Source organism: Bradyrhizobium sp. 142 (assembly GCF_023074015.1).
In the GTDB taxonomy this organism is placed as follows: domain Bacteria; phylum Pseudomonadota; class Alphaproteobacteria; order Rhizobiales; family Xanthobacteraceae; genus Bradyrhizobium.
Genome location: NZ_JADPKQ010000124.1, coordinates 1 through 18921, shown reverse-complemented (window position 1 = coordinate 18921; position 18921 = coordinate 1). Strand labels below are relative to the sequence as shown.

The following is an 18921-nucleotide window of genomic DNA, read 5'->3' as shown; positions in this document are numbered from 1 at the left end:
CCCTTTTCTGTGTCTCGACAACCAGAAAGTATCCGGTTCACGCTGGATTTGCCGGGCATGCGCTGCGGCATAGTGAATCATTCCCGGGACAGCCCTGCGCAGGCGGGGGAGGGAGCGCACCGCCGTCTGGGCCAACCAAATCTCATCCCATCACGTCCCGACGCAGAGCGTGGCGCGCTGCTTGCGCAGCAGTGCGATCACGGACAGGGCAGTGATCAGGCCGGTCTTTGGATTTTCGGACGGGATGTTCTCGATCGACATCGAGAACCGCGCCGAATCCGCCTCGACCTCGATGCGGTGAACGTTGCGCGTCACGGTCGGATCGGCCCAGATCTGCACCATTGTGCGGTCTGGCCCGACACCGGCGAGCGACAGCGCCACCGCAACATTGAGATTGGCCGGAAAACCTTTGGCGGCCTCGCGTGCAGTGCCTTCAAACAGCTTCAGCGGCTCGCGCAGATTATCGATGTCGATATTGTTCGCGACGATGAACGGCGCACCCTTCAAGCCATCGACCGGCTTGCGCGTAACCATCTTCACCGAATGGATGGTGCCGATCGCGGCGGCATTGACCGCGTCGAGCCCGATCAGCGCGCCGGTCGGCACGATGATGCGGCCGCCATTGGCCCGCGCCAGATCGATGAGGTCGGAATTGTCCAGCAGCGCGCCGACGCTGACGACGACAGCGGCCTTGCCGCGCTTCACCGCGGGCTCCACGATCGAGCGCAGGTGACGGCTCGGCGCGCACTCGACGACGATGTCGGCGGCCTCGCCGAGTTGTTCGATCGGCAGGACCTGCAGCGGACTTCGCAGCGAGTTCAGGAACGCCTGATGCTTTGCGGAATCGCGAACGGCCACGGCAGACAGCGTCAGCCCCTCGATGCCCTGATCGAGCGCGGTTGCGATCCTTGTTCCGATCGAGCCAAGTCCTGCAATGGCAACCCGCAAGTCGCTCGGCTCCGCAGCTCTCTTATCAGTCATCGCGTCGCACCTTTTGTCGAGGCTCGTGTCATAGCCCCTCAGGCGCCCCGCGCATAGCTGCCCAGGCGCGCATCGAGCACCGACAGCATCGCATCGCGAGCCGGGTCGCGCGAGCCGCGCAGCCAGGCGGCGGCGAGAGGCAGCCGGCCGACAGGGCCGCTCTGCTTCGGCCGGAGCGAGACGAAGCGCACGCCGGTGACCGCCATCCGCGTCGTCCAGCGCGGCACGATCGCGACCCCAAGCTTCGTTGCCACCAGATGAATGATGGTCTGCTTCTCGTCGGCGACCTGCACGACGCGCGGCGTCAGGCCGGCCTGCTCGAACAGTTTGATCGTGAGGTCATGGCTGTCGGGCCGCGAACGGCGGTCCGGCACCAGCATCGGTTCATCGGCGATGTCGGCCAGCGTGATCGATTTACGCTCCGCCAGCGCGTGCCGCTGCGGGAACGCTGCGATCGCGGTCTCCTGGAGCAGATGACGGAATTCCAGCCGCTTGTCCGGCCGGTCGGGCGGACGTACGAAAGCGAGATCGAGCGCACCGGTCAGGATTTTCGGCAGCAGCCGGACGGTTTTGTCTTCGAGAAGCTGCACCGCGATCTCCGGATGCTTGGCGCGGAAATCGCGCAGCAGCGCCGGCAACAGTCCGGCCGCCGCGCTGTCGATCGCTCCGACCCGCAGCCGCCGTGCGGCCCCAGCGCGCGAGCGGTTGCGCAGGTTGGTCTCGACCGCCTCGACGCGGGCAAGGATGGCGCGGGCATCGCGCAACAGCGTCGATCCGTCCTCCGTAAGCGAGACCGCGCGCGTCGTCCGCGCGAACAGCCGCGTCCCCAGATCCTCCTCGAGCAGCCTGATCTGGCGGCCCAGCGCGGAGGGCAGCATCTGGAGATGCTGCGCCGCGCGGCCGAAATGCAACTGCTCGGCCGCCGCCACGAAGCATCGGAGCTGATGTAATTCCATTCTTCCGCCTCTTGTCTATCCGGGAGGATTATATCATTTTTTTGTATAAACCAGCGCCAATTGAGCTTGCGTCCTGCGCTCGTCTAGGTTCGCTGCCGGCGTGAACCGGGCATGTTGTGCTGGCCGGCCTGCTCGTTCTCTCCGCGGGACTGACCCTGCTACTGTCGCGCGCGAAGACCGCGCCCGTCGAACCCGTCCCGCAATCCCATTGATATCTGAAACGGAGCACTCCATGCGTACCTATTCGATTGCAGCAATCCCCGCCGACGGGATCGGCCCCGAGGTCATCTCCGCCGGCGTTCGCGTGCTGGAGGCTCTGGCAAAACGCAGCGGCGACCTTGCCTTCACCATCAAGACGTTCGACTGGGGCTCGGACTATTACAAGAAGCACAGCGTGATGATGCCGGCCGACGGCCTTACCGAGCTCAAGAAGTTCGACGCGATCTATTTCGGCGCGGTCGGCGCGCCCGACGTGCCCGATCACATCACGCTGTGGGGCCTGCGCCTACCGATCTGCCAGGGTTTTGACCAATACGCCAATGTGCGGCCGACCAAGATATTGCCCGGCGTCGCTTCGCCGCTGCGCAATGTCGGCGTCGGCGATCTCGACTGGGTGATCGTGCGCGAGAATTCGGAAGGCGAATATGCCGGCATGGGCGGCCGTGCGCATAAGGGCCTCCCCGAGGAGGTCGGCACTGAAGTGGCAGTGTTCACCCGTGTCGGCGTGACGCGGATCATGCGCTACGCGTTCAAGCTCGCACAGTCGCGCCCACGCAAGTTCTTGACGGTGGTGACCAAGTCGAACGCGCAGCGCCATGGCATGGTGATGTGGGACGAGATCGCGGCCGAGGTCGCGGCCGAATTCCCCGACGTGACCTGGGACAAGATGCTGGTCGACGCCATGACCGTGCGCATGACGCTGCATCCGAAGAGCCTCGACACCATCGTTGCGACCAACCTCCACGCCGACATCCTCTCGGACCTGGCCGGCGCACTCGCCGGCAGCCTCGGCGTGGCGCCGACCGGCAACATCGATCCGGAGCGCCGCTTCCCCTCGATGTTCGAGCCGATCCACGGCTCGGCCTTCGACATCACGGGCAAAGGCGTCGCCAATCCGGTCGCGACGTTCTGGACCGGCGCGCAGATGCTCGAGCATCTCGGCGAGAAGGATGCGGCGGTGGGGCTGATGGCGGCGGTCGAGCGCGTCTGCTCCGCCGGCGTGCTGACCCCGGACGTCGGCGGAAAAGCGACGACGCGGGAGGTGACCGACGCCGTGATCGACGCGATCCATGGGGCGAACGTCTAGCAGGCGTTGGAGAGCCGGCGATCGGAGGACCATTCGATGCCAGAGGCGCGGCTTGATGCGAGGAGCGTCGAGCCCGCAAGGCATTGCGGTTCGCAAGCCTCAGGGATCTTCTGGCCTACATATTCGACATCAACACGAATTTCGGTGGACCAAACCTGACGTCACTGCACGCCATGGCGCGCGAACTCGTCGCCGACCTTAAGCTCGATGAGCCTTGCTGCCGAGACGTCGCGATCGCCGCCGGCTTTGTCGCCCAGCCTGAGCTTGGCCAGTCCGCGGCCATAGAGCGCGCTCGCCAGGTTTGGCGCCAGGCGCAACGCCGAATCGTAGTCGTCAATCGCCGCGGCGAGCTGGCCCATCTTCAGATGGATCAGCGCACGTGAATCGTATGTCGCGGCATCTTTCGATCCCGACCGGATTGCCGTGTCGCAGTCGTCGAGCCCACCCTGCAGATCGCCGATGACCGCCCGGGTCCAGCAGCGTCCGCTCCTCGCCAGCGTCAAATTCGGATCGAGGCGAATGGCCTCGTCGAAATCCAGCGCGGCCCGATCATACTGGTGCATTTTCAGGTGGGCTTCCGCGCGGTTGGCAAAGGCCCTGCCATAAGTCGGGTTGCGCCTAATTGCCTCGTCGAAAGCCTTGACCGCATCGCCATAGGCTCCCTTTTTCAAATAGGCGACGCCGCGATTATTCACCGGCTTGACGTAGCCTGAAGCGAGTTCGATCGCGCGATCGAAATCACTGATCGCGCGGTCATACTCCGCAGCTGCGGTATAAGCGTTGCCACGATTGTTGTAAGCTACAGCCAGTCCATCCGCCTTGGCATCACCCGAATTGATCAGCGCCGTACAACCCACGATCCGGGCTTGGGCCGGGAGGCGGTCCGCACCGTTGCACTGCTCAATGCTCTTGAGGTGGCTATTCTTCTGCGGCTGCTGCGCCGCTGCCGGCGAACCGAGCGCCAGCAGGACGAGAATGGACGCGACGCCGTCGACGATGGCAGCCCTCACAATCATGTCCGTGTCAGGCCTCGCTGAAATTGGCGGAACAGCGCCTCGGATGCTTCGCATGCCGCAACTGGGAGAGGAGAAGACGCTCGCCTCGAAGTTCGCTTCAGCAACCTCTGCAGATCTTCAGCCTGGGAGCGCTCTCCTGGTCGGGCTGCCGCCCCATAGCAGCCACGCGCTTCTTGACCAATTTGCTCTTGCCCTCTTCGATAAGAGTCGAAAACTTGACCGCGCCGTCATCAGCAATTTCGATGTGCGGCGTGGTGCCTCGAATTCCCATCGTCGCAACCGGCGTATCGACTTTCATATCGCCGGTCTTCGCGACCTGGCCGGCAACAAATGTGGCCGTTCCTCTGGCCAGATTGAAAAACGTCGCGTTGGACTTGCCGTCCGGCTCGTATACATACTCATCCAAAGTCATACGCGCGTTGCTCGACAGATTGAACGACGAGCCATCGTTGAAATTGATGCTGACCCGGCTGTCCGCCCCGGTTCGCACCACGTCGCGCAGATAGACGACGTCGCCAGTCCTGGTTTGAGACGCCTGATCGGGAAGGTTCGCCTGAACGACGACCGCACCTGCGTGCTCGATCGAAACCGAACCTGTAGCGGCTACGACTTTGCCGATAGGTTTTGACGCAACGACCTCAAGGCCGTCCTTAACGGGATTGACCTGAGCCTGCGCCGGCACAGCAAGAACACTCGCGGATGCCCAAACGAAACCAGTCACCAAAGCTGCAATCATATGCCTGCACATGACCCGACCTTTCCGAGAAGATCTTGTTCGCGTGCGGCTTGATGGGGGCTCCGAGTCCGCGGCCAAGCCCGCAAGTCGTGCGTGAGTATCTACAACGTGGATCTGGCCTTGCGGACCAGCCCTCCAAAAGAAGTACTCCTATAATTTCTTGATCTTAGCCCCAAGCTGTTTGTCTGACCAGCGGAAGTGAGCTAAATTTTCGCGCAGCTCAGTCGTCAACCTCTTGAGAGCCAAATTGCCATCGCGTCGAGAGGCCGCCTCTCGCGTGAACCTGCCACCATCTAGGCTATACCTATAGAGATCAGCTTTTTCATCAAACGTCTTCGGCGTGCAGGCCTGGGATTGCTAGCGCCAAAAATGACCCCCTTGGCGCAGCAGAACCGATAAGAAGACCGAGGCACCGCGCCAAGCCCGAATTATTCGGCACGCGAGGCCAGAGCTATGTTAGTTGCTTCAGGCGTTGGACCCCGGGATGGGGTTGTTACCGCTTTACCTCTCCAGGTCATCGGCATCGTTCAGAGTGCGTTGGGCTACGTCACCCTTACGCGCGGGGGCGGCGTCGCAACTCAGGTCAGTGTCGGCGACCTTGTCTGTCGACATGACGTAATCGAAACGGCTGCGGATGCGCAGATCGGGATTCGACTTCTCGACGACACCATCTTCAACGCTTCCAGCCGAGCTTGCATCCAGCTGCGCGAGCTCGCCTCCGATTCCGACGGCACGTCGCGTTCGACCGTGGTTGCGGTCACCAGTGGAAGCTTTGCGTTCGCTGCCGGCCGGCTGGCAAACAGCGGTGCTCTGACAATCGATACCCCCCTCGGCAGCGTTCGCTGCCGCTCCTATGCGACGGGGTTCGGCATCCTGACCATTGCGGCGTTGACTTTCTCGATGATGCAAGACGCACGAGCCTCGGATCCGGACGCCACGTTTCTGGATGACGATACGATCACTTACAAGGACCTTCAGCACGGCGTATTCGAGCTCATCACCAAGGAGCCGGTGCCGCGACACATCATCGTCGAAGATCCAGGCGAAACTTTCGTTCTGAACAGGATCGGCTCCTCGATCAGCGTGAACCAGGTTGCCAACAGTGCTGCTCGCATGGAGGAGCTGCAGGCGGCTCAACATGACGTGCTCGCCAACCTCACGCGAGGTCCAACAGGATCCAGTACGCCACCTTTCGCCAATCCGCTTTCGCTGCAGCACATCAACTTCACGTCGGATAACACGACTGCGCTGCCAAACCTACCTTCAACACTTCCGCCGATCGACATCCCCTTGATCGTGCGGCCGCCGCCCACTCTGAACGTGCCGGCCGGGCCAATCGAAATCGACACGATCGTGTTCGACCAGTTCACCGCGACAAGCGGCACCTTCTCCGCTACCAGCCCGCTCAATGGCGTGCTCACCTACGGTCTCAGCGGCGGGACGGCCGGCACCACGGTGCTGAATGGAGGGGCATACGATCTTTCGCTGGCCGGACCGTATGGCACTCTCTATGTCAACAGCGCATCCGGCGCCTACACTTTTGTTCCGAACGGGGATGCAATCAATGCCCTGTCGTCGCCGACGACCACGAGCTTCGTCGTCACGGTCTCGGACGGCCAGCTCTCGACGAGTCAAACCTTCATCGTCACCATCAACGGCGTCAACGACACGGCCACTATCTCAGGCAACGCCGCTGGCACAGTAGTGGAGGCGGGCGGCGTCGCCAATGCGGCGCCGGGCATACCGAGCGCAACCGGCACGTTTACGGACACGGATGTCGACAATCCGCCCAACACGTTCACGGCGGTCAGTTCGCCGACCAGGAGCGCGGGCGGCTACGGCTATTTCACGATGACAGCTGGCGGCGTGTGGACCTACACGCTCGATAATGGCAACAGCACAGTACAAGCCCTGAATGTCGGCGACACCCTGACCGACACACTGACGGTGACCAGCGTCGACGGCACCCCCCAGGTCGTGACGATCACGATCCAGGGCAGCAGCGACGCCGCCGTCATCTCCGGCACCACGACCGGTTCAGTCGTCGAGGCAAGCGGCGCTTCGCCCGGCGCGCCGATCGCGACGGGCACACTTGCCGCCGCGGATGTCGACAATCCGGCCAACATGTTCGTGCCGGTCGGCCCGCCGATGCCCAGCGCGCATGGCTATGGCAGCTTCACGATCACTGCGGCCGGCGTGTGGACTTACACGCTCGACAATACCAGTACCGTGGTGCAGGCGCTCAACAATGGCGACACGCTGACCGACAGTTTCACGGTGACCACGGTCGACGGCACGGCACAGACAGTGACGATCACCATCAACGGCAGCAACGATGGAGCGGTCATTTCCGGCACGGCGTCCGGCTCGGTGATCGAGGCCGGAGGTGTTGCCAACGGTGCGCCTGGTATGCCGACTGCGACCGGCACGTTGACCGATGTCGATCCTGACAATACGTCCAACACCTTCACCCCGATAAGCACGCCAAAGACGAGCGCTGGCGGCTTCGGCACCTTCACGATGACGGCGCTGGGCACGTGGGCCTACACGCTCGACAACAGTAATGGCACAGTGCAGGCGCTCAACGTCGGCGATACTCTGATCGATCAGTTCACCGTAACCACTGTCGACGGTACGCCGCAGCTGGTGACAATCACGATCAACGGCACGAATGACGCTGCCGTCATTTCCGGAACCACGACGAGCTCGGTGCTCGAAGCCGGCGGCATCTCCTCCGCCACGCCAGTCGCAACCGGCACGCTCACCGATGCCGACATCGACAATCCGGCCAACACCTTTACAGCGGTGACATCGCCCACTGCAAGCGACGGCGGCTACGGCACTTTCACGATGACCGCGTCCGGAATATGGACTTATACGCTCGACAACAACAACGGCCTGGTGGACGCACTGGATGTCGGCGATACGCTCACCGATCATTTCACGGTGACGACCATCGACGGCACCACACAAGAGGTGACGATCGCCATCCATGGCGCCAGCGATGCGGACCCCAATGACTTCGACAATTTGGCAACAGGAACCACCGTTGTATCCGATCCCCCGTTTATCTACGGCACTCCCGGACACGACAGCATCGCCGGTGGCGGCAGCATCCCCCAAATCGTCTATGGGGGCGCCGGTGACGACACCCTTAACGGCACCGGCGTGAACGACACCATCTTTAGCGGATCTGGCAACGATACGATCAAGGGCAATAACGGGGACGACGTCATCTACGGTGGTTCGGGGCGAGACGATATCGACGGCAGCAACGAGAACGACACCATCATCGGCGGGTTCGGTCCGGACCAGCTCACGGGCGGCAATGGCAATGATGTCTTCGCTTATCTGTCGGTGGCAGATTCCCGTGCTGGCCGGTTCGATACGATTACTGATTTCAGATCAGGAACCGACAGGATCGATTTGACGGCTATCGGCGCGCTCGGGTTCGTGATCCTGGCATTGACCTCGACAAGCACGTCCGTGCCGCCACACACCATCGCGTGGATTTACGACAGCTCAGACAATGAAACCATTGTGTATGTCAATCCGACGGACCAAACCCTCCAGATCGGCGATTCGAGCCTGCTGGAAGTTCATCTCCAGGGTATCGCGACCGTCGATTCGTCGGACTTCATAGTTGACCAAACCGCGGCACCGGCCTTGGCGGTGAACGACACCATCGATACGACCGCAGTCACGCAAAGCGACACGATCGTCATTACGCTCAGCACTTCCGACACCTCCACTGATGCGACGAACAGTAGCGGTTCTCTTTCGTTCGACGAAAGCTCAACCGCAATCGATGTGAACTATTCCTTCGATTTCGATCGGGATTACAGCGGGTGGAGCAACGAGCTCACCCCTTCGACCTCGGGCGAGACTGCAACCCAATCCGGCCTCTCGAAACCGGCAATCGGTTCGCTATCGACGGACTTCTTCAAATTCGCCTTCGAACAAGCCGAGACCGACGACAGCATCCATCCGAACGGAATCGGAGCGCCCGGCGTGGCGGAGGGAAATCATGCCGTCTCTTTCATCATGCCGGATGCGCTCCTTGCGGTCGACCAACATCTCGGTGACGGCAAGGCCACGGAGGCTCATGGCCGTGCGGGCTTTGCCGATCCCGGGAGTGCGCTTGATGACGCCTCCCAGAAAGGCCTCGGGAACGGCAACAGCGATCATTCGATTTCTCCTCAAGCAAGCGAACACAGTCACGCGCCAGCTGAGAAGCCCGACGGACCTACCCAACGGCATTCTGCGGCAGATGGCGCGCCCGGCTCACACGGAAACTCGCAGGCAAATCCGTACGGGCCCGATTCCTTCAATTTCGCGAATCCGGCGACTGAAACACCGAGCATCGCGTTTGTGAACGATATCCCGTCGCCGCTCGATCATCACGAAGGCACGACACAGCCCGACGGACATGGTGAAGCCGCGACAGCTGGCGAGGTTTCGCAGCTGGATCATAGCACTCACGCTGTGGGCGGCTTAGCCGAACATCATGTGTTGCACGATCTCCTGGTGTGAACTTGGTCTGCTGAAGATTCACTTGCCGACGAGTCATCGCAGAATGTTCACCTAACGCTCGCCCCCAGGCGGAGAAGGAGCATACGTTCTTGGCTTCCACTCAGACCGATCTCGGATTACCGCCGGTTCGGAGTCGCCATCGCAGCCGCCGGCGCGGGCGGCGTCAGGTGGCGTGGGACGATGATGGACTGGCCGGGGGTGAGTGGTGCGCTCTCCGGCAGCGAGTTGCTCTGCGCGAGCGACCACAGCGGCACGCGATTGGCCGCGGCGATGCTCGCCATGGTGTCACCGCGACGCACCGGCAGCCGCACGCCGCTGTCCCACAATTCGACCAGCGTGCCGGCGGGCACGAGATAGCGCAGCGGCACGGCATCGGCTTGAGTCTGCGCCGGGATACGCGGCAACTGCGTGACCATGTCGAGGATCTGGCGGTGGATGTCGTCCGACTTCTCGATGTTGATGTGTGAGACCCGCGCATTCTCCTTCAGGTCGTAGCTCGCATAATGGCCGCGATAGCCGGGCTTGGTCACGACGTCGCCGCCGCCGAGCACGCTGTCGGAAAGGAAGATGTTGATGAAGCGCTCGACATTGAGCGGAACGTCGCCGGTGGCATGCGCGGGGTCGATGGTGATGACGAGGCTGATCGGGATGTTCTCCTTGGCCGCCATCTCGGAGATGACCACCGAACACAGCCCGCCCATCGAATGCCCGATCAGCACGATCGGCGCCGGCTCCTCCTTGTAGCTGGAGATGGCGCGGTCACCAATCCATCGGCAGATGGTGAATTCGTAGACGTCGGCCGAAAAACCGGCCTGCGTCAGTTTCTCGCTGAGCCGGTCCATGCCGGTCGAGAAGATCGGCCCCATTGCGCCGCGGAACAGGTAGATTTTCGGCGGCGGCAGCGGCTCGGGTGGTGGAGGCGGCGGGGCAGCGGGCGCGACCGCGGGCTTCGGCTTGGCAGGTGACGCCGCAGCCATGCCGGTGCTGAAGGCGAGCAGCGCAACCGCTGCCAGCACCACAATTCGCCTTGGGTCAATCATCAGTCCAGCAGTCCCACCGCGGAAGGCAAAGGCCGTCCCCCAATGGCTTAGTGACCACCGATTGGGTGGAATTTGGGGCACGGAACCGGCGGCGCTATACCGCCGCGTGTATCAAGCTCCCGGGTCCGCTGAAAGAGCACGCTCCCGGCCCGTCACCGCCCGCTCTTGAGCCGGCTGCGATGCGCGGCCTGCTTGGCGCGATTGCCGCAGATCGCCATCGTGCACCATCTCCGCGCGCGCCTGCGGGTGTGGTCGGCGAAGAACATCGTGCAGTTATGGCCCTCGCACGCCTTCACGTTGGAAAACTCTTCCTCGCAGACGAATTTCGCCAAGGCTTCGCCGACCGGCAGCAGCAGCGATTCCGGTGATCGCCAGCGCCGCATCCTTTGCAGCGCAAGACCATCCCCCTGCTCCCCGTGACGCGGCACGATTTGCCGGAACGTCTCATCGCGCTCCAAAAGGCCGTTCAACGGGCCAAGCTCGCGCAGCGCCTTCGCGGTAAGCGGCCGGCCCGCATGCTCCAGAACGAAGCCACGAAACCACTCGCGCAAGGCGCGGGCCTGATCGGCAATCTTGTCGAGCTCGCTCGGCCTCGTCCGCGCTTTCATCGCGTCCAACTCGTCCGCCGGCACCAGCTTCGCCTGCGCCAGCCAGTCGATCAGGCCATCGCCATCCTCAATCCAGTCGACGGGTGTATCGAGCGGCGTCGCGACCGAGTTGAGGAAATCGAGGCCGAGGGCGTCAGCGATGAACATGGCGGGCGGTCTGACCATGAGCAATCCTTGGCCGATCTGAGAGAGACACCGCCAAAGTAACCTATTAAATGCCAATTGACAAGTTACTCACAGGGTATGTAACCTCAAGATAGGCACTTAATAGGTTACGAACCACAATGGAGACGGTCATGACCCCGACCACGTACCGCACCGCAGACGTCGATGGATTCAAGGTGTTCTATCGCGAGGCCGGCACCAAAGGCGCGCCGAAGCTCCTGCTGCTGCACGGCTTCCCGAGCGCCGGCCACATGTTCCGCGACCTGATCCCGCTTCTCGCCGACAGGTTTCATATCGTGGCACCAGACCTTCCCGGCTTCGGCCAGTCCGACATGCCGTCGCGCGAAACCTTCCGCTACACCTTCGACAATGTCGCGCGGGTGATCGAGCGCTTCACCGAAGTGATCGGCTTCGACCGCTTTGCCGTCTATGTCTTCGACTACGGCGCACCGACCGGCTTTCGGCTCGCGCTGCGCCATCCCGAGCGCATCACGGGGATCATCTCGCAGAACGGCAACGCCTATGAGGATGGCCTCAGTGACGGCTGGACTCCGATCAAGACCTATTGGCAGGATCTCTCGCCGGCCAACCGCGACGCGCTACGCGCTCTCCTCACGCCGGAGGCGACGCGCTGGCAATATACACATGGCGTTCCCGATACGACGACCGTGTCGCCAGACGGCCAGAACCTCGACAATTTCTACCTTGCGCGCCCCGGCTCCGATGACGTGCAGCTCGACCTGTTCGGCGACTACAAGAGCAATGTCGCGCTCTATCCGTCATTCCAGGACTATTTCCGCACGCACAAGCCGCCGCTCCTCGCGGTGTGGGGCAAGAACGATCCGTTCTTCATCCCGCCAGGCGCCGAGGCGTTCAAGCGTGACAATCCCAATGCCGTCGTTCAATTCTTCGATACCGGCCATTTTGCGCTGGAGACGCATGCAAGAGAGATCGCAGACAGCATCCGCGCGTTCTTGACTTAGCAGAAGCGATGGCCATGGTCCACGCGAGACGGACTCCGGAACGGTTGAGCGCATTTTCCGATGGTGTGTTCGCCGTCCTGATCACAGTGCTGGTACTGGAGCTTCGCCCGCCCGAGATCCCGACCTTCACGGCCTTGCTGGCGGTGTGGCCGACCTGGCTCAGCTAAGCCGTGAGCTACGTCTTCATCGCGATCGTGTGGGCAAACCATCACCATCTGATGCGTTACGCGAGCGAAGCGACGCCGCGGCTGATGTGGTTCAATTTCGCGCATCTGTTCTCCGTGTCGCTGCTGCCGCTCTCCACTGCCTGGATGGCGGTAAGCGAACTCGCGCCACAGCCGGTCGCATTCTACGCCGCAGTGTTCTTCCTGGTGAACGCGAGTTACGTCGCCCTGATCTGGGATCTTGTCGGGCGGGCACCTCCGAGCGAGGTCTCGCCGAGAGACCGCCGCATCATGCGGATCCGGTCGGTCGTCACGCTCGGTATTTTCGCCGCCGCCGCCGGCGTGGCATTGAAATTCCCGATCCTCGGGCTAGCAATGTGTTGCGGCTGCCTGATCGTTTATTTGAAGCCGGAGCCGTCAGGTGCCAAGGACGGCACACCCGTCGATGGCGGAGAATAGGCACACCGCGCTCCTGCTGCTTCCTGCCTACAACGGCAGAATCCGGTTCAGCAGTTCGAGCAAGGTGCGCTGCTCGGTCTCGCTGAGCGGAGCGAGCATCTTTTTGTTGTAGGGCTCTGTCAGCCTTGCTCCCTCGTGAATGAGCTTTGCACCCTTTGGGGTGAGCATGAGCTCGACGGCCCGACGATCCGCCTTCGAGCGATTGCGCTTGATGAAACCCGATGATTCGAGCTCGTTCAGGATCTTGATCAGGTTCGGCAGGCGCAACCGGAGCAGGCCTGCGAGGCTGCTCGGGGGAACGCCGGGATTGTCGCGAATGACGGCGAAGATCGCATAGGTCGCGGGCGTCAGCCCCAATGCGGCGAACTCTTCGTAAAAGCCTTCGAAGAACTTCAGCTGCGCCAGCCGCAGCATGAAGCCGGGCGTGCGCCGGAGCGCTTTCAAATCCAACGATTTTTCCGGCTGCCGGGCGGACTTCACTGCGGGTTTCACAGGCTCATGATCCTCAAGCGCGGCGGCCAAAAATCCGCCGAATTGACTCTCTCGAAAATAGATATAAAATATAACTATTATATAGCGGCACTAAGACCGCCCACGGGAGGAAGACAATGAACAGCAAATTCCTGCACAAATTGTGCATTTCGGCCTTGGTGCTGGCCGCAACACCGGCGTTCGCAGAGGACGCGGTGAAGATCGGCATCCTGAACGACCAGTCGGGTCCGTTCGCGAGCTATCAGGGCATCGGCTCGGTCGTCGCCGCCAAGATGGCGGTCGAGGATTTCGGCGGAAAGGCCGGCGGCAAGCCTGTCGAGGTCGTCGCGGCCGATCACCAGAACAAGACCGACATCGGGATCGGCATTGCAAGGCGTTGGTACGAGAACGACGGTGTCGATGCGATCTTCGACATCCCCAACTCGTCGATCGCGCTTGCGGTGGCCGGCATGACCGCCGAGAAGAACAAGGTGTTCGTCGGATCGGGCGCAGGAACGGTGCTTCTGACCGGCGAAAAATGCATGCCGAACACCGTGCACTGGACCTACGACACCTATGCCTATGGGCGCGGCCTCGGCAAGGCCATCGTCCAGCAGGGCGGCAAGAAGTGGTTCTTCATCACTGCCGACTACGCCTTCGGACATGATCTGGAGAAACAGGCTACCGAGGCGGTGAAGGCGTCCGGCGGCGAGGTGCTCGGCAGCGTGCGGCATCCGCTGGGAACGGCCGATTACGCCTCTTTCCTGCTGCAGGCCCAGGCTTTGGGCGCGAACGTCATCGGCTTCGCCAATGCCGGCGACGATACCATCACGTCGATGAAGCAGGCCGCCGAATTCGGGCTGACCAGGGACCACAAACTGGTCGGATTGATCCTGGGGATGAACGGGCTTCCTGCACTCGGGCTGAAGTTCGCGCAGGGCGCGCAGATCATGAACCCGTTCTACTGGGACCTGAACGACGGCACCCGTGCTTTCGCCAAACGCTTCGCCGAGCGCATTCCATCGAAGGCCTATCCGAACGACATGCAGGCCGGCGTCTATGCGTCAGTCATTCACTACCTCAAGGCGGTCGACAAGCTCGGCGGCGCCAAAGATGGCAAGGCGATCGTGGTGGCGATGAAGGAGATGCCCACCGACGATCCGCTGTTCGGCAAGGGCACCATCCGCAAGGACGGGCGCAAGATTCATCCGCTTTACCTGCTTCAGGTCAAGGCGCCGGAGGAATCGCATTCGGCTTGGGATTTGCTGAAGGTCGCCGGCACGATCAAAGGCGAGGACGCATTCCGGCCGGAGAGCGAAGGCAAGTGTCCGCTCTCCAGTCAATAAGCAGTCCCAGGAGGTCACGATGACCGGCATCGCGTGCAGCCAGGCCGACCCGTTTGCACCTGACTTCCTGACCAATCCCTATCCCGCCTATGCAGCGCTGCGCGCGCTCGGGCCGGTGTTCAAGCTCGAGCGTTACGACGTGTGGGCCATGGCCGGCTATGCCGAGGTCGAGGCGGCGCTGAAAGACTGGAAGACCTTCATCAGCGGCGAGGGCGTCGGCCTCAACGGGATGAACCCTGCCCTGCCGAAACCGTTGACGCTTCAGATCGATCCTCCCGACCACGACAAGGGCCGCCGCGTCCTCGGCCGCACCCTGTCTCCGGGCATTGCGCGGCAGCTGCGCGAACGTTTCAGCGGGAGGCGGAGAAGAAGGTTTCGGAACTGATCGACAGAGGCACGTTCGATGCCGTGACCGATCTCGCCGAAGCCTACCCGATGAAGGTGTTTCCGGATGCGATCGGCATCCGGCCGGATGGACGCGACAAGCTGCTCGCCTGGAGCACGTTCGTGTTCGACAGCTTTGGTCCCGAGAACGATCAACTGGCGGCGTCGCGGAAGGAAGGCCTCGCGGCGCAGGGCTGGATCATGGAATGTTGCGCGCGAGATGCGTTGCGGCCCGACGGGCTCGGCATGATGATCTACCAGGCGGCCGACGAAGGCGAGATCAGCGAGCACGAAGCCACCCATCTGGTGCGGCCATTTCTCACCGCCGGGATCGACACCACCGTCAACGGCATCGGCAACACGCTTCTGGCGCTCGCCACGAATCCGGATGAATATCGCAAGCTCCACCACAGGCCGGAGCTGGCGCGCAACGCTTTCGAGGAAGGCCTGCGCTACGATTCGCCGGTGCAGACGTTCTTTCGAACCACCTCCCGCGACGTCGAGACCGGTGGCGGCGTAATTCCGGCTCACCGCAAGGTGCTGCTGTTCATGGCATCGGCCAATCGCGACCCGGCGCGCTGGGACAATCCGGACGGTTTCCAGGTCGAACGTGCCGCGACCGGACATGTCGGTTTCGGCGCCGGCATTCACGCCTGCGTCGGCCAGATGATCGCACGTCTGGAAGGCGAATTGATCTTTGGCGAGCTCGCCAGGCGCGTGAAGACGATCGAGCTCTCGGCGGAGCCCCGGCGCAGGCTCAACAATTCCCTGCGCGGGTTGGAGAGCATGCCAGTCCGCGTGACGGCCGCTTAAGCTGCATCACGCAGGGTACGCGGGCCTGACGCGACGCGCCCTCAGTTGCGCGCCGGCGCCGTCGCGGCCGCCGCACGTGCGGGCCGCGCTGCACCGGGTTCGGCAACCGGTGCCGGTACGCGCGAGCGCATGATCGCGGCGTCGATCTCGGCGATCACGCGGCGCTGGATCGCCTCGTTCTTGTCGATCGTGATGTGGCCGACGCCGGAGCCGCGCACGTCGACATTGTCGAGCTTGCCGCGGAAGCCGTCGGCGCGCTTCACCGGCTCGCCGGGACCGTCGCCGATATAGATGTTGATGTAGCGCTCGGCGCCGGTGGTGAGCTTGGTCTTGAACACGGAGTCGAGCCCGATCGCGAGCTTCACGGGCACGCCGAGACGGTTGAGCTTGGCGATCATGTCCGGCAGCGCGGTGGCGCCCGAGGAGTGCCCGACCAGCACGATGGTCTTGAGCCGGCCGGCCTTGTAGGCGGTCGCGGCTTCATCGGCGAGCGAGGACCAGGAGACGAAATTGGCGACCGTCACCGGAATGCCCTGCGCCTCGAGCCGGGCGCCGATGGTGTCGAGCCCGAGCGAGAAGATATTGAGCACGCCGCGGAGCAGGTAGACATGCGTCGTGGCGGCCGCCTGGCTTGGCGCGGCCTTGGCAGTGGTCGGGCTGATGACAACAGCTGACAGCAGGAGCAGGCCCATCGCCCACACACGGATGGCGGACAACTGGCTGGCGCCGGCTGCGTGACGGCCGTTCGGTCTCATCGATCTTTTCCCTGGGGACACATGCTTTGCAATTGGTTGGAATCGTAGCCATGGCCTGCTCGCAGACGCAACAAAGAGCCGCGTGAGCGGCAATCTTAGCCGCAGCCCGTGACTGTTGCGCAACACTTGCCTGAAACCTGCCACTGAAGGGCCCGTTTTGAGGCCGTTTTTCTCCGGGGAATTGCGACCGGGCAATGGCATTCCTATCTCAGGGCTCCGCTGTGCCGCCCCTCCCGGGACGGGTTCCAGCCCCATTCCCCAATCCGCCGGCCATCATGTCCTCCATCATTTCCGTCGCCAATTTGTCGAAGACCTATGGGTCCGGCTTCAAGGCGCTCAAGAACGTCAATCTCGATATCAAGCGCGGCGAGATCTTTGCGCTGCTTGGCCCGAACGGTGCGGGCAAGACCACGCTGATCTCGATCATCTGCGGCATCGCCAATCCCAGCGAAGGCAAGGTCCTGGTCGGCGGCGAGAACATCCAGACCTCCTACCGCAAGGCGCGCTCGCTGATCGGGCTGGTGCCGCAGGAACTGCACACCGACGCCTTCGAGAGCGTGTGGGCGACCGTCAGCTTCTCCCGCGGCCTGTTCGGCAAGCCGAAGAACCCGGCCCATATCGAGAAGGTGCTCAAAGACCTCTCGCTCTGGGACAAGAAGGACAACAAGATCATCACGCTCTCCGGCGGCATGAAGCGCCGCGTGATGATCGCCAAGGCGCTGTCGCACGAGCCGCAGATCCTGTTTCTGGACGAGCCGACCGCGGGCGTCGATGTCGAGCTGCGCAAGGGCATGTGGGAGGTGGTCCGCACGCTGCAGCAATCCGGCGTCACCATCATCCTCACTACGCACTATATCGAGGAAGCCGAGGAGATGGCCGACCGCATCGGCGTCATCAACAAGGGCGAGATCGTGCTGGTCGAGGACAAGGCGACCTTGATGCAGAAGCTCGGCAAGAAGCGGCTGACGCTGCACTTGCAGGGCAAGCTCAGCACGCTGCCGGAGAGCCTCAGCCTCTACAAGCTCGACCTCTGCGACAGTGGCGCGACGCTGATCTACGACTACGACACCAAGGGCGAGCGCACCGGCATCACCAGCCTGCTCGGCGACCTCCGCACCGCCGGCATCCGCTTCAATGATCTCGACACGACGCAGTCGTCGCTCGAGGACATCTTCGTCGACCTCGTGAGGGCGTCATGAACTACCGCGCTGTCCGCGCCATCTACCTGTTCGAAATGGCGCGCACCTGGCGCACGCTGCTGCAAAGCATCGTCTCGCCGGTGGTCTCGACCTCGCTCTATTTCGTGGTGTTCGGCGCCGCCATCGGCTCGCGCATCAGTCAGGTCGAGGGCGTCAGCTACGGCACCTTCATCGTGCCGGGCCTGATCATGCTTTCTGTCCTGACGCAGAGCATCGCCAATGCCTCGTTCGGCATCTACTTTCCGAAATTCGTCGGCACGATCTACGAGATCCTGTCGGCGCCGATCTCCTACTTCGAGATCGTGCTGGGCTATGTCGGAGCGGCCGCGACCAAATCGATCATCTTGGGCCTTATCATCCTAGCGACCGCCGGCATGTTCGTGCCGCTGCACATCCACCATCCGGTCTGGATGCTGACCTTCCTGGTGCTGACGGCGGTCACCTTCAGCCTGTTCGGCTTCATCATCGGCATCTGGGCTGACGGCTTCGAAAAGCTCCAGATGATCCCGATGCTGGTGGTGACGCCGCTGACCTTCCTCGGCGGCAGCTTCTATTCCGTCGATATGCTGCCGCCGGCGTGGCGCACGGTGGCGCTGCTCAATCCGGTGGTCTATTTGATCTCCGGCTTCCGCTGGAGCTTCTACGAGATCGCCGACGTCAGCTTGTCCGTCAGCTTCGGCATGACGCTGGCGTTTCTGGTGATCTGCCTGGCGGCGATCTGGTGGATTTTTCGGACCGGTTACCGGCTGAAGAACTGATTCTAGCCGTCATTCCGGGGCGCGACGAAGCCGCGAGCCCGGAATCCATTCATCACCAACTCTGCCGTTCGATGGATTCCGGGTTCGCCCTCTTCGGGCGCCCCGGAATGACGAGCTAGCCTGCATTTCTCACAGTGCTGACTGATTTTACAACGCGGGTTTGATGGATCAGTGATGGCCATGAGGGATGGTGGCGCCGGAAGGCGCGGATGGCATTGTTTGGTTGTTGTCTCTCCGGTGGGCCAGGT

The 18921-nt window shown here is 62.4% G+C and carries 18 protein-coding genes and 1 pseudogene; 9 read left to right on the top strand and 10 right to left on the bottom strand.

Features of this window, described 5'->3' with window-relative positions:
* Positions 1–150: 150 nt before the first annotated feature.
* Positions 151–981 carry an aspartate dehydrogenase gene (locus IVA82_RS12470; RefSeq protein WP_247386501.1) on the bottom strand — a complete coding sequence of 277 codons (831 nt, stop codon included), beginning with the start codon at positions 979–981 and terminating at the stop codon, positions 151–153.
* Positions 982–1019: 38 nt separating this feature from the next.
* Positions 1020–1937, bottom strand: a complete 918-nt coding sequence (locus tag IVA82_RS12465) for a LysR family transcriptional regulator (protein ID WP_247386499.1) — start codon at positions 1935–1937, stop codon at positions 1020–1022.
* Between the two features lie 232 nt (positions 1938–2169).
* Between IVA82_RS12465 and IVA82_RS12460 the strand changes: the two genes are divergently transcribed.
* Complete coding sequence (locus tag IVA82_RS12460; protein ID WP_247386498.1) at positions 2170–3243, top strand: tartrate dehydrogenase; 1074 nt, start codon at positions 2170–2172, stop codon at positions 3241–3243.
* 161 nt (positions 3244–3404) lie between these two features.
* On the opposite strand, the gene IVA82_RS12455 is transcribed toward IVA82_RS12460, so the two are convergent.
* From IVA82_RS12455 to IVA82_RS48955, 4 genes are all read right to left on the bottom strand, one after another.
* Positions 3405–4259, bottom strand: a complete 855-nt coding sequence (locus IVA82_RS12455; protein WP_247386497.1) for a tetratricopeptide repeat protein — start codon at positions 4257–4259, stop codon at positions 3405–3407.
* 97 nt (positions 4260–4356) lie between these two features.
* Positions 4357–4995, bottom strand: a complete 639-nt coding sequence (locus IVA82_RS12450) for a FecR family protein (RefSeq protein WP_247386496.1) — start codon at positions 4993–4995, stop codon at positions 4357–4359.
* A gap of 501 nt (positions 4996–5496) precedes the next feature.
* Positions 5497–6135 carry a hypothetical protein gene (locus IVA82_RS12445; protein ID WP_247493314.1) on the bottom strand — a complete coding sequence of 213 codons (639 nt, stop codon included), beginning with the start codon at positions 6133–6135 and terminating at the stop codon, positions 5497–5499.
* A complete protein-coding gene (locus IVA82_RS48955) occupies positions 6129–6416 on the bottom strand; it encodes a hypothetical protein (protein ID WP_247493313.1) in 288 nt (95 codons plus the stop codon). The genes IVA82_RS12445 and IVA82_RS48955 overlap by 7 nt, the downstream gene beginning before the upstream one ends.
* On the opposite strand from IVA82_RS48955, the gene IVA82_RS12435 reads away from it, so the two are divergent.
* The gene (locus tag IVA82_RS12435; RefSeq protein WP_247493312.1) at positions 6316–9528 is read left to right on the top strand and encodes a VCBS domain-containing protein; all 3213 of its coding nucleotides are present in this window, start codon (positions 6316–6318) and stop codon (positions 9526–9528) included. The genes IVA82_RS48955 and IVA82_RS12435 overlap by 101 nt on opposite strands.
* A gap of 116 nt (positions 9529–9644) precedes the next feature.
* Here IVA82_RS12435 and IVA82_RS12430 read toward each other — a convergent pair whose 3' ends face one another.
* Together IVA82_RS12430 and IVA82_RS12425 are read right to left on the bottom strand one after the other, a co-directional pair.
* On the bottom strand, positions 9645–10568 hold the full coding sequence (locus IVA82_RS12430; RefSeq protein WP_247386494.1) for a LysM peptidoglycan-binding domain-containing protein: 924 nt from the start codon (positions 10566–10568) through the stop codon (positions 9645–9647).
* Between the two features lie 152 nt (positions 10569–10720).
* Positions 10721–11341 carry an ABATE domain-containing protein gene (locus IVA82_RS12425; protein WP_247386493.1) on the bottom strand — a complete coding sequence of 207 codons (621 nt, stop codon included), beginning with the start codon at positions 11339–11341 and terminating at the stop codon, positions 10721–10723.
* Between the two features lie 131 nt (positions 11342–11472).
* Here IVA82_RS12425 and IVA82_RS12420 point away from each other — a divergent pair, with 131 nt between their 5' ends.
* Entirely contained in the window at positions 11473–12324 is an 852-nt protein-coding gene (locus tag IVA82_RS12420) for an alpha/beta hydrolase (RefSeq protein ID WP_247493311.1), read from the top strand.
* Positions 12325–12332: 8 nt separating this feature from the next.
* A pseudogene (locus IVA82_RS12415) lies at positions 12333–12947 on the top strand (TMEM175 family protein).
* Positions 12948–12974: 27 nt separating this feature from the next.
* Here the strand turns inward: IVA82_RS12415 and IVA82_RS12410 are convergent.
* Positions 12975–13397: a MarR family transcriptional regulator gene (locus IVA82_RS12410; protein WP_247386491.1), complete on the bottom strand. Its 423-nt coding sequence runs from the start codon at positions 13395–13397 to the stop codon at positions 12975–12977.
* A gap of 158 nt (positions 13398–13555) precedes the next feature.
* Between IVA82_RS12410 and IVA82_RS12405 the strand changes: the two genes are divergently transcribed.
* The 3 genes from IVA82_RS12405 to IVA82_RS12400 are packed head-to-tail and all read left to right on the top strand — an operon-like array spanning position 13556 to position 15961.
* The gene (locus tag IVA82_RS12405; RefSeq protein ID WP_247386490.1) at positions 13556–14764 is read left to right on the top strand and encodes an ABC transporter substrate-binding protein; all 1209 of its coding nucleotides are present in this window, start codon (positions 13556–13558) and stop codon (positions 14762–14764) included.
* A gap of 19 nt (positions 14765–14783) precedes the next feature.
* On the top strand, positions 14784–15149 hold the full coding sequence (locus IVA82_RS48950) for a hypothetical protein (RefSeq protein ID WP_346658753.1): 366 nt from the start codon (positions 14784–14786) through the stop codon (positions 15147–15149).
* Positions 15150–15172: 23 nt separating this feature from the next.
* Positions 15173–15961, top strand: coding sequence for a cytochrome P450 (locus IVA82_RS12400; protein WP_346658752.1), 789 nt, complete (start codon positions 15173–15175; stop codon positions 15959–15961).
* Between the two features lie 41 nt (positions 15962–16002).
* Here the strand turns inward: IVA82_RS12400 and IVA82_RS12395 are convergent, their stop codons facing one another.
* Positions 16003–16716: a hypothetical protein gene (locus IVA82_RS12395; RefSeq protein WP_247386485.1), complete on the bottom strand. Its 714-nt coding sequence runs from the start codon at positions 16714–16716 to the stop codon at positions 16003–16005.
* A gap of 275 nt (positions 16717–16991) precedes the next feature.
* Here IVA82_RS12395 and IVA82_RS12390 point away from each other — a divergent pair, with 275 nt between their 5' ends.
* Together IVA82_RS12390 and IVA82_RS12385 are read left to right on the top strand one after the other, a co-directional pair.
* Positions 16992–17915, top strand: a complete 924-nt coding sequence (locus tag IVA82_RS12390) for an ABC transporter ATP-binding protein (protein ID WP_247386483.1) — start codon at positions 16992–16994, stop codon at positions 17913–17915.
* On the top strand, positions 17912–18673 hold the full coding sequence (locus IVA82_RS12385) for an ABC transporter permease (RefSeq protein ID WP_247386482.1): 762 nt from the start codon (positions 17912–17914) through the stop codon (positions 18671–18673). The genes IVA82_RS12390 and IVA82_RS12385 overlap by 4 nt, the downstream gene beginning before the upstream one ends.
* The last annotated feature ends 248 nt before the right edge of the window (positions 18674–18921 follow it).

What these genes read in the sequence shown, in the direction of transcription:
- IVA82_RS12470 (WP_247386501.1), bottom strand. Translation starts at nt 981, where the DNA reads ATGACTGATAAGAGAGCTGCGGAGCCGAGCGACTTGCGGGTTGCCATT.
- IVA82_RS12465 (WP_247386499.1), bottom strand. Translation starts at nt 1,937, where the DNA reads ATGGAATTACATCAGCTCCGATGCTTCGTGGCGGCGGCCGAGCAGTTG.
- IVA82_RS12460 (WP_247386498.1), top strand. Translation starts at nt 2,170, where the DNA reads ATGCGTACCTATTCGATTGCAGCAATCCCCGCCGACGGGATCGGCCCC.
- IVA82_RS12455 (WP_247386497.1), bottom strand. Translation starts at nt 4,259, where the DNA reads ATGATTGTGAGGGCTGCCATCGTCGACGGCGTCGCGTCCATTCTCGTC.
- IVA82_RS12450 (WP_247386496.1), bottom strand. Translation starts at nt 4,995, where the DNA reads ATGATTGCAGCTTTGGTGACTGGTTTCGTTTGGGCATCCGCGAGTGTT.
- IVA82_RS12445 (WP_247493314.1), bottom strand. Translation starts at nt 6,135, where the DNA reads ATGTTGAGCCGCCTGCAGCTCCTCCATGCGAGCAGCACTGTTGGCAAC.
- IVA82_RS12430 (WP_247386494.1), bottom strand. Translation starts at nt 10,568, where the DNA reads ATGATTGACCCAAGGCGAATTGTGGTGCTGGCAGCGGTTGCGCTGCTC.
- IVA82_RS12425 (WP_247386493.1), bottom strand. Translation starts at nt 11,341, where the DNA reads ATGGTCAGACCGCCCGCCATGTTCATCGCTGACGCCCTCGGCCTCGAT.
- IVA82_RS12420 (WP_247493311.1), top strand. Translation starts at nt 11,473, where the DNA reads ATGACCCCGACCACGTACCGCACCGCAGACGTCGATGGATTCAAGGTG.
- IVA82_RS12405 (WP_247386490.1), top strand. Translation starts at nt 13,556, where the DNA reads ATGAACAGCAAATTCCTGCACAAATTGTGCATTTCGGCCTTGGTGCTG.
- IVA82_RS48950 (WP_346658753.1), top strand. Translation starts at nt 14,784, where the DNA reads ATGACCGGCATCGCGTGCAGCCAGGCCGACCCGTTTGCACCTGACTTC.
- IVA82_RS12395 (WP_247386485.1), bottom strand. Translation starts at nt 16,716, where the DNA reads ATGAGACCGAACGGCCGTCACGCAGCCGGCGCCAGCCAGTTGTCCGCC.
- IVA82_RS12390 (WP_247386483.1), top strand. Translation starts at nt 16,992, where the DNA reads ATGTCCTCCATCATTTCCGTCGCCAATTTGTCGAAGACCTATGGGTCC.
- IVA82_RS12385 (WP_247386482.1), top strand. Translation starts at nt 17,912, where the DNA reads ATGAACTACCGCGCTGTCCGCGCCATCTACCTGTTCGAAATGGCGCGC.